At 70.1% G+C, this 12,416-nt stretch carries 10 protein-coding genes; 3 read left to right on the top strand and 7 right to left on the bottom strand.

The features are described from left to right. A partial coding sequence (locus ACTHMF_RS11455; protein WP_440317671.1) for a mannitol dehydrogenase family protein occupies window positions 1–964 on the bottom strand: 964 nt, incomplete at its 3' end. After that, on the bottom strand, window positions 961–2,355 hold the full coding sequence (uxaC, locus tag ACTHMF_RS11450) for a glucuronate isomerase (RefSeq protein WP_440317670.1): 1,395 nt from the start codon (window positions 2,353–2,355) through the stop codon (window positions 961–963). The genes ACTHMF_RS11455 and uxaC, both read right to left, overlap by 4 nt. Before the next feature lie 142 nt (window positions 2,356–2,497). On the opposite strand from uxaC, the gene ACTHMF_RS11445 reads away from it, so the two are divergent. Further along, the gene (locus ACTHMF_RS11445) at window positions 2,498–3,523 is read left to right on the top strand and encodes a LacI family DNA-binding transcriptional regulator (RefSeq protein ID WP_440317668.1); all 1,026 of its coding nucleotides are present in this window, start codon (window positions 2,498–2,500) and stop codon (window positions 3,521–3,523) included. Window positions 3,524–3,551: 28 nt separating this feature from the next. Here ACTHMF_RS11445 and ACTHMF_RS11440 read toward each other — a convergent pair whose 3' ends face one another. Genes ACTHMF_RS11440 through ACTHMF_RS11420 form a run of 5 tightly spaced genes read right to left on the bottom strand, consistent with a single transcriptional unit; the run spans window position 3,552 to window position 9,837 of the window. After that, complete coding sequence (locus ACTHMF_RS11440; protein ID WP_440317666.1) at window positions 3,552–5,915, bottom strand: beta-glucosidase family protein; 2,364 nt, start codon at window positions 5,913–5,915, stop codon at window positions 3,552–3,554. A 39-nt stretch (window positions 5,916–5,954) separates the two neighbouring features. Then, complete coding sequence (locus ACTHMF_RS11435) at window positions 5,955–6,761, bottom strand: 6-phosphogluconolactonase (protein WP_440317664.1); 807 nt, start codon at window positions 6,759–6,761, stop codon at window positions 5,955–5,957. A gap of 53 nt (window positions 6,762–6,814) precedes the next feature. Further along, a complete protein-coding gene (locus ACTHMF_RS11430) occupies window positions 6,815–7,627 on the bottom strand; it encodes a carbohydrate ABC transporter permease (protein WP_440317662.1) in 813 nt (270 codons plus the stop codon). Beyond that, entirely contained in the window at window positions 7,624–8,586 is a 963-nt protein-coding gene (locus tag ACTHMF_RS11425) for a carbohydrate ABC transporter permease (RefSeq protein WP_440317661.1), read from the bottom strand. Before ACTHMF_RS11425 ends, ACTHMF_RS11430 begins: the two co-directional genes overlap by 4 nt. Before the next feature lie 6 nt (window positions 8,587–8,592). Further along, window positions 8,593–9,837, bottom strand: a complete 1,245-nt coding sequence (locus ACTHMF_RS11420; RefSeq protein ID WP_440317659.1) for an ABC transporter substrate-binding protein — start codon at window positions 9,835–9,837, stop codon at window positions 8,593–8,595. A 403-nt stretch (window positions 9,838–10,240) separates the two neighbouring features. Between ACTHMF_RS11420 and ACTHMF_RS11415 the strand changes: the two genes are divergently transcribed. Further along, window positions 10,241–11,161: a BadF/BadG/BcrA/BcrD ATPase family protein gene (locus tag ACTHMF_RS11415; RefSeq protein WP_440317657.1), complete on the top strand. Its 921-nt coding sequence runs from the start codon at window positions 10,241–10,243 to the stop codon at window positions 11,159–11,161. 28 nt (window positions 11,162–11,189) lie between these two features. After that, on the top strand, window positions 11,190–12,416 hold a 1,227-nt coding region (locus tag ACTHMF_RS11410), incomplete at its 3' end, for a family 4 glycosyl hydrolase (protein WP_440317655.1).

Raw genomic sequence — 12,416 nt, 5'->3', positions numbered from 1 at the left:
GGTGGCGGCGCTGGCGTCCGGTCGAGTCGTGCAGCGTGTGTGCGCGGTTGAGCAGCCACTGCTGCCGCGCCTCCCAGGGGGCGAGGTCGTCCTCGAAGCGGGCGCCCGCCGTCTCCCAGCGCGGCCGGCCGGCCGGGAAGTCCCCCGCCAGCACCCAATCGGCGAACGGCTCGGCGACGACCGGCACGCTGTCGGACCAGCCGGTCGCGGCGGCGACGAGGTCCCGGTCGCGCGGGTCGAGGCGTGGCGTGATGCGGTCGACCGAGGTCGAGACGAAGGACGCGCCCTGCGGAAGCCACGCGGCGAGCGCCGGGTCGACCTGCTCCGCGAGCCCGGTCAGCGCCGCGCGCACGAGGCCGCCGTTGGCGGGCAGGTTGTCGCACGGGACGATCGCCACGGGCGGCGCGTCCAGAAGACGGCGGGCGCGAAGCCCCAGGAGCAGTCGTGCGAGCGCGGTCCGCGGCGCCGTGGCGGGGATCGTGCCGCCGTCGGCGACGAGGCCGCGGAGCAGGAGCAGGTCGGACGCGACGGCCGGATCGTCGACGTCGGGCTCGCCGGCGGAGGTCAGCCGATAGCCCGCCTCGGTGACGGTCAGCGTGACCACGGCGACCGCCGGCGCGGAGATCGTGCGCACGAACCGTGTCGCATCGTCGCCGGGCCACGCCTCGACGATGCTCCCGACCGTCTCGTATCGGTCGCCCTGCGTGTCGCGCACGACCAGGGTGTACACGCCCTCCTGCGCCCGGAGCGCCCTGGCGGCATCCGGCGTCCGCCCGGTGAAGGCGGCGATCCCCCACTCGGAGGAGTCCTCGGCGTGCGCGGTGTACCAGGCCTGATGGGAACGGTGGAAGGCGCCGAGGCCGAGATGCACGATCCGCACCGGAGGCACGGGGGCCGGCCGGTCGAGGGCGACCCTGTTCAGCACCGGTGCGGTCGCCGCGTTCGCGGGCTCCCGGGCGATCACAGCTTGAACACCCGCCGCGCCTGGGCGCCCGCCAGCTCGTCCGCGATCCGCTCGGCCATCGCGAGAGCGATCCGGCCCTCGGCGACGTAGCGCGCCAGGAAGGACGCGTCCGCACGGCGGGCCGTGTCGTGCCGCGCCGGGATCGAGAGGAACGCCCGGGTGTCGTCGACGAAACCCGACCCGCGGAAGAACCCGGCGGTCTCCGTCACGGCCGACCGGAACCGCCCGATCGCGTCGGGAGCATCGAGGAACCACCACGGCGCTCCGATGTAGACACTGCGGTAGAAGCCCGCGAGGGGCGCGATCTCGCGCGAGTACACCGTCTCGTCCACGGCGAACAGCACGAGATGGAAGCCGTCCGCGTTGCCGAAACGCTCCAGCAGCGGCCGCAGGCCGTGGACGAAGTCGGTCGTCACCGGGATGTCGTGGCCGGTATCCGGTCCGAAGCGCTCGAACGTCGGGGTGCTGTGGTTCCGCAGCACGCCGGCGTGAACGGTCATCACCAGGCCGTCGTCGACGCTCATCCGCGCCATCTGCAGGAGCATGTGGCCGCGCAGGATGCGCCGCTCGTCCGCGGTCGCGCGTCCGGCGAGCGCGGCAGCGAACAGGCGCTGCGCGTCCGCGGGCGAGAGGTCGAACGCCACCGGCTCCTCGACGCCGTGATCGGCCGATACGGCGCCGTGATCGATGAAATGCCTGCGCCGCTCCTCCAGAGCCGCACGATAGCCGGCGAAGGTGGCCGGCTGCCCGGTGACGCCGAGCAGGCGCTCGACGTCGCCGCGGTATCCGGGCGCATCGGGATCGAGGTAGCGGTCCGGCCGGAAGGTCGGGACGACGCGGCCGGTCAGTCCGGAGTCGCGCAGCCGGCCGTGGGCCGCCAGGTCGTCGAGCGGGTCGTCCGTGGTCGCGAGCACCTCGATCCCGAAGCGCTCGAACAGCGCACGCGGCCGGTACTCCGGCTCCGTGAGGCGCGCGGCGATCTCGTCGTAGATCAGGTCGGCCGTCGACGGGCTCAGTTCCTCCTCGATGCCGAGGACGGAGGTGAGCTCCTCCTCCAGCCAGTACCCGGAGGCGGTGCCGGAGAAGAGGTGCCAGTTCTCGGCAAGCACGCGCCACACCGCGCGAGGGTCGGCGCGACGCCCGACCCCGAGGTCCCCGAGGTCGACTCCGCCGGCGTGCAGCAGGCGCGTCACGTAGTGATCGTGGGTGACCAGGAGCTCGGCCGGGTCCCCGAACGGGCGGTCATCGGCCAGCCACTCGACGGGCACGTGACCGTGCGGCGAGACGATCGGCGCCCCGGCCACGCGCCGATACAGATCGCGAGCGATGTCGCGCGTCCGGGGATCGGAGGGGAGGAGGCGATCGGGGTCGCGGCGTCGCGGCTGGAGCATGTCTTCAGTCTCCCCGCGCGAGCACCGTCTTGTCAACCGATTGCCAAACGCCGACCACACCGCATTCCGTGAGTATCCACGGTCGGTCGATAGACTGTGCCAACCGTTTGCCGGACCCGGCATGCAGCGGGTGGAGGGAACCATGAGCGAGCCAGAGACCAGCAGCCCGCCCCGCGCGCACTCGCGGAGACCGCCGGCGACGATCTACGACGTCGCCAAGGCGAGCGGCGTCAGCCCGTCGACCGTCTCCAGGGCTCTCAACAAACCAGGTCGCCTCAAGGAGGCCACCGAACGACGCATCCGCGACGTCGCGGAGGAGCTCGGCTACCGCATCAACCCGATGGCCCGCGCGCTCCCGACCGGCAAGACCGGCACCCTCGCGCTGCTGGTCTCCGACATCACGAACCCGGTCTACTTCGACGTCGTCCGCGGAGCCGAGCGAGTGGCGACGGCCAACGGCCAGACCCTGGTCTTCGCCGAGTCGCAGGAGTCGCCGGAGCTGGAACTCGCGACGGCGCAGCGACTGCAGACGTCGGTCGACGGACTCTTCCTGGTCGCCTCGCGGCTGAGCGACGACCAGATCCGCGACCTGGCCGCCATGAAGCCGCTGATCGTGGCCAACCGCCAGGTCGACGGCGTCCCGGACGTCATCCCCGACCCGCGACCGGGCATCACGGCCGCCCTGGATCAACTGCACCTGTTCGGCCACCGGCGGATCGCGTACCTCGCCGGCCCCGGCGCGTCCTGGATGAACGACGTGCGCTGGCGGACCCTGTTCCAGTTCGCGATCGACCGGCAGATGTCGATCGTCGAGATCCCGTCGACGGCCCCGACGCGCGAGGGCGGCGCCGAGGCGCTGCCCCGGCTGCTCGCGGCCGACGTGAGCGCCGTCTTCGCCTACAACGACCTGATCGCCCTCGGTCTGCTCCGGGCGGCGCGCGAGCGGGGACTCGACATCCCGCGGGAGCTCAGCATCGTCGGCTTCGACGACATCTTCGGAGCCGACCTGCCGACGCCGGCGCTCAGCACGATCAAGAGCCCGCTGCGCGAGGTCGGGGAGGCGGCCATCCACCGGCTCCAGATCGAGATCGCCGGGATCGAGGAGAAGCACGAACCGCGCCTTCCCACCACCTACGTGAGCCGGGAATCGGTCGCGGACCTGCGCTGACCGCCTGCGCAGACTCCGCGCCAGGCAGCTACCCGGCGTGGCCGTCGACGAACCGCGATGCGACGCTCTCCTGAAGAGCGGCGTCCGGGATCAGGGGCGGGATGTCGGGGTCGTCCGGCAGCCGGATCACCGCCATCACGCGGATGTCCCGCGACGAGGCCCCGACCTCGATCCGGAAGTCGCCGCCCTCCCGGCGCCACAGGCCGGTTCGTCCGTCGTGGCGCGCGGCCGCCGAGTCCCAGTAGGCGAAGTCGCGGCTCTGCAGGTCGAACGAGACCCATGCCGACGCGCCCGGCTCGAGGCGCACCTTCTCGAACCCTCGCAGCTCCCGCACCGGCCGGTGCACCTCTGCATCCGGGTCGCCCACGTACAGCTGGACGATCTCCGCTCCGGCACGCTCACCGGTGTTGGTCACCGTGAGCGCCACCCGGACGCGCCCGGCCGAGGCGTCGATGACGTCCACGTCCAGGTCGGCGTAGGCGAACGTCGTGTACGACAGCCCGTGACCGAAGGGATAGCGCACCGCTCGGTGCAGCGCGTCGTACCAGCGGTAGCCGATGAAGACGCCCTCGCCGTAGAGCACGGTCCCGCGTTCGCCGATCCAGTTCGGGAAGCCGGGAGTGTCCTCCACCGCGCAGGGGAACGTCTCGGCGAGCCTGCCGGACGGGTTGGCTCGACCGAACAGGACCTCCGCGACGGCGTGGCCCGTCCCCTGTCCACTGAGCCAGGCCTCGACGATGCCGTCCACGCGGTCGTGCCACGGGTCCATCGACACCGGCGACCCATTGGAGAGCACGACGGTCAGCGAGGCGCCCGTGCGCTCCCGCACGTCCGCCAGGCGCGTGATCAGAGCGACCTGGTCGGCGGGCAGATCGAGCGTCTCCCTGTCGTTCGCCTCCTGCTCGGAGGAGAGCGGAAGACCGGCGAAGACGACGATCGCCTGCGCGGTCTCGGCCACGGCCGCGGCCTCGTCGATCAGCCGCCGCGCGGTCTGCGACAGCGGCCCGCGGCCCACGCGCTGCACCGCCTCGGCCAGCTGGAGCTCTTTCGCGAGCGTCGCCGACCGACGCGCAACCGCGGGCCTCTCCGCATCGTATGTGAGACCGTGAGCGGCGAGGATTCCGAGATTGTCGTCCTGGTAGGCGTTCTTCGTCGCATAGACGTAGCCAGGGGCGTGCAGCACACGGTCCCCCGCGATCCGGCGGATCGCCTCCAGGGGGACGTCCACGACCGTCGGGTCGACGCCGGAGGAACCCCCGCCCTGGATGCGCGCGTTCACCGCGAACGCGCCGATCACGGCGATCGTCGAGGTGCCGGCTTCGTCCAGAGGCAGCACCGGAGCCGACGTCGATCCGGCGCGCTCGTTGCGCAGCAGGGTGATGCACGCGGCGGCGGCCTCGCGGGCGAGAGCGTGGTGACGATCCGCGTGCAGGAGCTCGAGCTGCTCGGAGCTGAGCCGATCGCCGGCGCGGTGGCCGCGGTCCATGACGGCGCCGTTCACGGCACCGGGGCCAGGGTACGCGCGCGCGACCAGCCGCAGCACCCGGCGGGCCGCTTCGTCGACGACGGACTCCTCCAGTTCTCCCGCGCGGACGGCCGCGACGATGTCCGCGTCCGTCGATCCTCCCGTGCCCGGCATCTCGAGGTCGAGCCCTGCCCGGACGGCGGCGACCCTGTCGTGCACAGCGTTCCAGTCGGAGACGACGGCGCCCGAGTAGCCCCAGTCCTCCCGCAGCACCTCGGTCAGGAGCCACCGGTTCTGCGAGGCGTGAACGCCGAGCAGCCGGTTGTAGGAGCACATCACCGTCCACGGGTCCGCCAGCCGGACGACGCGCTCGAACGCCGACAGGTAGGTCTCCCGCAGCGTCCGCTCGTCGGCGACGACGGAGATCCTGGTCCGCTCGATCTCCTGGTTGTTCGCCGCGAAGTGCTTGAGCGACGTGCCGACACCGGTGGACTGCACGCCGCGGACGTAGGCGGCCCCGAGCTCACCCGCCTGCAACGGATCCTCCGAGAAGTACTCGAAGTTGCGCCCGCACAGCGGCGACCGCTTCATGTTGACGCCGGGGCCGAGCACGACCTGCACCCCCTCTGCACGCGCCTCCTCGCCGATCGCGACGCCGACGCGGCGCACGAGTTCTCGGTCCCATGAGGCGCCGAGCGCGGATGCCGTCGGGAAGCCCGTGGCCGGAACCCAGACCATGTCGACGCCCGTCTCCTTGCGCAGACCGTGCGGGCCGTCGCCCAGCTCGATCGCCGGCACCGGCGCTGGCAGCCCCGGCCGGTCGATCTCCTGAGTGAACCAGTCGTCCACGCCGGAGAGGAGGGAGGCCTTCTCCTGAAGAGTGAGCGCGGCAAGAGTCGCCTCGACGTCGAACGGAGGGGTGTGCATGCGGATTCCTTCTGGACGTGGCGGAGGGGGAAGTTCGGCTCAGAGCGCAGTCTGCGGTTGCGCCGCTGCGCTGCGATCCACGAGGAACCGGGCGGAAGCGCACTCGCTCAGGATGGTGGCAGGCCACTCGGGCTCGTAGGCATCCGCCGCCGCGAGCCGGGCGACGGTGGTCTGCTTGTGCTCTCCGGTCACGACCATGATCACCGAGCGGGAGAGCTCTCGGATGGTCCGGATCCCCACCGTGACCCCGTATCGCGGTGCCGCGTCGATGCTGCCGAGCGTCGGGAAGGTCCCGAGGTTGTCGCGGCGGGTCTCCTCGCCGAGCGCGACCACCCGCGTGACGGTGTCGGCAGCGGCCCCGACCGGGTTGAGGGCGACGTGACCGTCGGACGCCCCGGAAGCCAGGAGGAAGATGTCGATCCCTCCGGCTTCTTCGAGGGTGCGGTCGTAATCGCCGTCGGGAGCCTGCGGATCCGGATACCAGAGATTCCGCTCGGGGATCCGGTGACCCGGCCGCGCGACCGCGTTCAGCCGGTCGACGATGTCGCGGCGGCCGAAGCCGACGCAACTGTGCGCGAGCGCCGGGTCGACCGGATGGAAACCGTCCTCGCCCTGCTCCACGTACTCGTCCATGAGCGCGATGACGACACGGCTGAGGTCGAGATCCCGTTCGGCGACGATGACGGCCAGCTGCTCGTAGGTCGGAACGGGGCTGCGTCCGGTCGGACAGCCCAGGATGAACGTCCGGCCCACGGCATGTGCCAGCTCGATCGCATCGGCGATCTGGACGGCTGCCGCCCTGCCGACGTCGTCGGGGGTGTCGAGGATTTCGGGCGCGATGCGCATCGGGACTCCTTGTCTGGAATGAGGCGTCGAGCGAGCGAGGAGGCGGGCTCCTGTCACTCCTTGATCGCGCCGTTGAGCACGCCGCTGATGAAGTGGCGCTGGAAGAACGCGTAGAGGATGAGCACGGGGACCGCGACGATCAGTGACCCGGCCGCCAGGAGGTTGACGTCGAGCGTGTTCTTCCCCTGGAACACGCCGAGGGCGAGCGTCGCCGGCTGGATCGCGGGGTCGGCGATGAACACCAGCGAGAGGAAGAAGTCGTTCCAGGTCCACATGAACGACAGCAGCGCCAGGGTGAGGACCGCAGGGCGGGAGATCGGCAGCAGGATCTGCCAGAGAATCCGCCAGCTGCGAGCGCCGTCCATCTCTGCGGCCTCGATGAGGGACAGGGGCACCGCCCGGAACGTCGCGCGCATCCAGAACGCACCGAACGGCACTCCCATGCCGATCTGGATGACGATCAGCCCGAGCCACGAGTTCGTCAGGCCGATCGCCTGGAAGGTGTAGTACAGCGGGATGATGAAGACCTCGGCCGAGATCATCAGACCGAACAGGATCAGCGGGAACAGCACCTTCTGCCCGGCGACGCCGAGGACCCCGAAGGCGAAGCCGGACAGGATGGCGAGCACGGTCTGACCGACCACGGCGCCGATCGTGATGACCGCCGACGCCAGCATCGCTGGGCCGAAGCCGCCCGCGTTCCAGGCGGTGACGAAGTTGTCGAAGTGCGGCTGCAGGAGGTCGAGCTGTCCGCTGCGGTTCGGACTCAGGGCCGTGAAGAGGAACCAGACGACCGGGAACAGGACGAACACCGACACCAGGAGCAGGACCGAGTGGTTCAGCACGCGTTCGGCACGGGAGATCATGCGTTCTTCTCCTCGGAGAGTCGGGTGATCACGACGGCGACCAGCAGGCAGACGACGGCGAGGATGATGCCGATGGCCGCGGCCATCCCGACATCGGGGTTGAGGAACGCCTTGCGGTAGAGCAGCAGGGCGGGCGTGGTCGTGGAGGACCCGGGGCCGCCCTGCGTCGTCACCCACACGAGGTCGAAAGCGCGGAGGGCACCGGTGACCGTCAGGGTCAGGGCGACCGCCACCTGTCCCTTGAGGCTCGGGAGGGTGATGGAGAAGAACTCGCGGATCGGGCCGGCGCCGTCGATGCGCGCCTGCTCGAACAGCTCGTTCGGAACGGCTGCGACCCCCGCGACGAAGAGGACCATGCACAGTCCCATCGCCGTCCAGGTGCCGATCACACCGAGGGCGGGGAGCGCCCAGGTGAAGTCGCCCAGCCAGTTCTTGGCGAGATCGCCGAGACCGACGGCGCGCAGTGCCGAGTTGAGGGGGCCGTCCGGCCCGTAGATGCGCTTCCAGATGACGGCGACCACGACGCTGGTCAGCACCTGAGGAAGGAACAGCAGCCAGCGGTAGACGCCGCTCCCCGTCATCTTGCCACGCCCGAGGAGCGCCGCCGAAAGCAAGCCGAGGGCGATCGGGATCAGGGCGAAGAAGATGACGAGGATCAGGACATGCCCCAGGGATTCCAGGAGCTCGGGATCGGTGAAGAACGACACGTAGTTGTCGACCCCGACCCACCGGGCCGCGCTGACCCCGTCCCAGCTGTAGAAGGAGTAGTTGAGGCTCTGCAGGATCGGCACGAGCACCACGAACCCGTAGAAGAGCAGCGCAGGGGCGGCGAACGCCAGGCCGAGCCAGCGCCGCCGGCGCACGCGCGGGGTGAGGGACCGGACACGTGCCGACCGCATCCGCGCGGCGGGTGCGGCGGCCGGGACCTCCGGCCGCCGCACTAGTTCGGACGAGGACATCGTCGATCAGCCCTTCGCCCGCTGGGCCTGGAACGTGTCGTAGTCCTTCTGCCCCGCCTCGGCGAGCTGCTTCGGGGTCACCTGACCGGCGTAGAGCTGTTGCAGCTGACCGCCGATCGTGTCGAGCATCGTCGGGGTCGACCAGTCGAAGTACGGCGTGTAGCCGTTGCTCGTGTCGAGCGCCTGCTGAGCCGCGATCTCGCTCGCGAGCTCAGGGTTGCCCGACGGGACGTTCAGGTCGGAGTGCAGCAGCGGGAGGAACCCGTGGTCCACGGCCTCCTGCGCGGAGGTGGAGCTCGCCATGAAGTCCAGGAACGCTGCAGCCGCGTCAGGGTTCTTCGACTTGGCCGAGATCGCCAGGTTCGCGGCCGAGGCGCCCGTGCCGACGACACTGTCCCCGTGCGCCTGCGGCAGCTGCACGTAGCCGAACGTCTGCTTCTGCGCATCCGAGAAGGCAAGCGAACCGGTGTACTCGAAACGGAACGCCGCCTTGCCGGAGAGGAACTCGTTCTGGGCGTCCGCATACTGGATGCCGGCGTAGTTGGGCGTGAACCAGCCGGCATCCGCCCACTTCTTCACGTCGGTAGCAGCCTGCACGATGCCCGTCTCGGTGATCGAGACGGAACCCGTCGAGTAGACGAAGTCGCCGATCTTGTCCGCGTCGGCGTACAGGTTCTGAAGCGCGAAGAGGATAGACGTCGACGAGCCCTTGTCGACCGACCCGTACGCGATCGGGACCTGGCCCGCCGCCTTCACCGCGGCCGCGTCCTTCTCGAAGTCGGTAAGGGTCTTCGGCACGGCGAGACCCAGCTTGTCGAGGATCTCCTTGTTGTAGTAGAGCCCGATGAGCGAGGAGCGCGCGGCGGGAGTGGCGTACAGCGAGCCGGCGCCCATCTGCTTCCCGTCGGAGGTGAACTCCGTCTGCCGGGCGATCGTGTCGGGGAACTCCTTGTCCCAGCCGTAGAGCTTGGAGTAGGCGTCGAGGTTGAGGATGCGCCCGCCCTTCGCGAGCGTGCCCATCGCCTGCCAGCCGTTGTTGACGAGCGCGATGTCCGGTCCGTTCGGGTCGGCGAGCCGAAGTCCGACGGTGTTGTTGACCTGCCCCCAGTCCTGGGTGGTCCGCTTGATCGTGATGTTCGGGTGCTTCTTCTCGAAGGCCGAGACGACCGAATCCATCCACTTGCCCTCGTCGTTCTGCCAGAAGTCGAGGATCTTGAGGGTGACGTCCTTGCCGGAGACGTCTTTGGACACCGGGCGGGACGATGCATCCGCCGCGGTAGATCCACCCGGTGCGCACGCCGACAGGCCCACGGCCAGTCCTGCCGCCAGAGCAACTGCTCCGACGATGTGACGCTTCTTCATGCGAGTCTCCCTTAACCCGTTCCGTGTGATCGCGCCGCTCTTGGGCGCGGGAGCAACGCTATTCTTAAGCAGCTCAGTTAGTCCACTTTGCGACGAATTAACAACCATCTGCACAACTGGTCCGGCGAAAGCGCGCTTCGTTCGTCACGGATTGTGCCCGTTATCACCAGACCAGTCACCCATTCGGTTCTAAATCGCCTCCGAACTGGCATAACTGGGCCGCGATTGACTAGCGTGAACTCGGCTGCCGCCGGCGGCCGCTCCTGCCGGAACGAACACGAGGAAGTAGCAGATGGCTCAGGTGGTCGGAATCGACGTCGGCGGAACCAAGACGCATGTCGTCGCCGATGCGAGCGACCCGTCGGACGCGCGCTCGGCGCGCGCGGAGATCGTGGTCCCTTCCGCCGCCTGGCGCGACGGTCTCGGCGATTTCGCCGCGGATGCCCGCGGGCTGACCGAGCTGCTCGTCTCGAACTTCGGCAGGGGAATCTTCACGGCGGCGATCGCGGTCGGCGCACACGGCTGCGAGAACACGCAGCAGTGCCTGACCCTCCAGCTGGCCATCTCCGAGTATGTGAGCGGCCCCGTCCTGGTGGTCAACGACTCGGAGCTCATCGCGCCGGCCGCTGGCGCGCGACGGGCGATCGGCGTGGTCGTCGGCACCGGCTCGATCGCGACAGCCAGGGACGCGCGCGGGGAGCTGGTCACATCGGGAGGCTGGGGCTGGCTGCTCGGCGACGAGGGCAGTGCGGCCGGGCTCGTCCGCGAGGCCACGCGCGCCGTCCTCGGCGACCTGGACCGCGGGAACGCTGTCGACTCGCTGGGCCGGCGCCTGTACGCGGCCTTCGGCGTCGCGAACGGCGACGAGCTGGCGCTCGCCGTCACGGATTCCGGCTCCGCCGAGGCGTGGGGACGCGCCGCCCCCGAGGTGTTCGCCGCGGCGGAAGACGGCTCGCTGCTCGCGCTCGACGTGATCACCGAGGCAGGCACGCGTCTGGCCGGGTCGGTCGGGCGGCTGCTCGCCCGCGGGATCGACGCGGACACGGTGGTGGCAGGCGGCTCCGTCATCGAACGGCAGCCCCTGCTCCAGGAGGCGTTCCGGACGGCCCTCGCCCACGGCTCCCCCGCGCTGCCGCTGACCATCCTCGACCGACCGCCCGTGCACGGCGCCGTCTCGCTCGCGCGACGGCTCGCCAGCGCGGCCGGAGAATGACCCCACCAAGAACGGAGAGATCCAGCACATGAAAGTCACCCTCATCGGCGCGGGCAGCCGCGAGTTCGCCGGCACCATCATCCGCGATCTGCTCCTCAGCGAGCCGATCGCCGCGAAGGGGCTGGACATCGCGCTGATGGACATCGCCGCCGGACCACTCGCGGAGATGGAGGAGTACGCGCGCGCGGTCATCGGGCAGCTCGGCCACTCCGCGACCGTCTCCTCGACCACCGATCTCGACGCCGCCGTGACCGGCGCCGACTTCGTCGTCACCGCCATCGAAGTAAACCGCTACCACTACTGGTCGCAGGACTTCACGGTGCCGCGGAAGTACGGCTTCCGTCAGGTCTACGGAGAGAACGGCGGCCCCGGCGGGCTGTTCCACGCGCTGCGGCAGTTCGGCCCGCTGCTGGAGATCGCCCGCGCGATCGAACGGCTCGCACCCGACGCCCTGTTCATCAACTTCTCGAATCCCGAGCACAAGGTCTGCGAGGCCATCACCCGGCTGACCGACGTGAAGGTCGTCGGCCTCTGCCACGGCTACTTCCAGGGCGCCCGCCAGGTCTCGGCCCTGCTCGAACGGCCGCTCGACGAGCTGGATCTCGCCGCGGCCGGCATCAACCACTTCACCTGGTTCCAGCGCATCCGCGACCGCGCGACCGGCGCGGACCTGTATCCGGAGCTCCGCGAGCGCGAGCACAGCGCGAACTGGGTGTCCGACTGGCACGAGGTCGGCCTCTCTCGCATCCTGTTCCGCCGGTTCGGGCTGTGGCCGTCGCCGAGCGCCAACCACATCGGCGAGTACCTCTCCTGGGCGGACGACTACGTCCCGGCGCAGCTGCAGTACTTCCACGACCCGGCCGACGGATCCCCGTGGCGCGACGGCGCCGAGACGCCGGAGTGGTACTACGAGATCCGTTTCGCCGACACCGACCGCCCGTACCGGCCGGCGAAACACGCCCAGAAGTCGCTCCAGGACGCGCTGGCCGACCGTCCTCTCGCCTCCTCCGAGGAGCTCGCGATCCCGATCATCGAGTGGGTCGCCTGCGGTGTCGAGCGCGACCTCCCCGCCGTCAACCTGCCAAACGCCGGCGCCATCCCCGGGCTGCCGGACGACATGGTGGTCGAGGTCGCCGCCACCGTCGAGGACGGCCGGCTGGTGCCGGTCCCGGTGGAGCCGCTGCCGGAGGCCGTGTTCGCGATGGTGCGCCTGCAGGGCAGCATCCACAAGCTCCTCGTCGAGGCGTACGCGGAG

This window comes from Leifsonia sp., from assembly GCF_051955155.1.
GTDB lineage: Bacteria > Actinomycetota > Actinomycetes > Actinomycetales > Microbacteriaceae > Leifsonia.
This window is presented reverse-complemented; position numbering and strand designations above follow the sequence as displayed.

Bases quoted from the DNA above. Each gene is read 5' to 3' on its own strand.
- ACTHMF_RS11435 (WP_440317664.1), bottom strand. From the start codon at position 6,761: ATGCGCATCGCGCCCGAAATCCTCGACACCCCCGACGACGTCGGCAGG.
- ACTHMF_RS11415 (WP_440317657.1), top strand. From the start codon at position 10,241: ATGGCTCAGGTGGTCGGAATCGACGTCGGCGGAACCAAGACGCATGTC.
- ACTHMF_RS11425 (WP_440317661.1), bottom strand. From the start codon at position 8,586: ATGTCCTCGTCCGAACTAGTGCGGCGGCCGGAGGTCCCGGCCGCCGCA.
- ACTHMF_RS11430 (WP_440317662.1), bottom strand. From the start codon at position 7,627: ATGATCTCCCGTGCCGAACGCGTGCTGAACCACTCGGTCCTGCTCCTG.
- uxaC (WP_440317670.1), bottom strand. From the start codon at position 2,355: ATGCTCCAGCCGCGACGCCGCGACCCCGATCGCCTCCTCCCCTCCGAT.
- ACTHMF_RS11445 (WP_440317668.1), top strand. From the start codon at position 2,498: ATGAGCGAGCCAGAGACCAGCAGCCCGCCCCGCGCGCACTCGCGGAGA.
- ACTHMF_RS11440 (WP_440317666.1), bottom strand. From the start codon at position 5,915: ATGCACACCCCTCCGTTCGACGTCGAGGCGACTCTTGCCGCGCTCACT.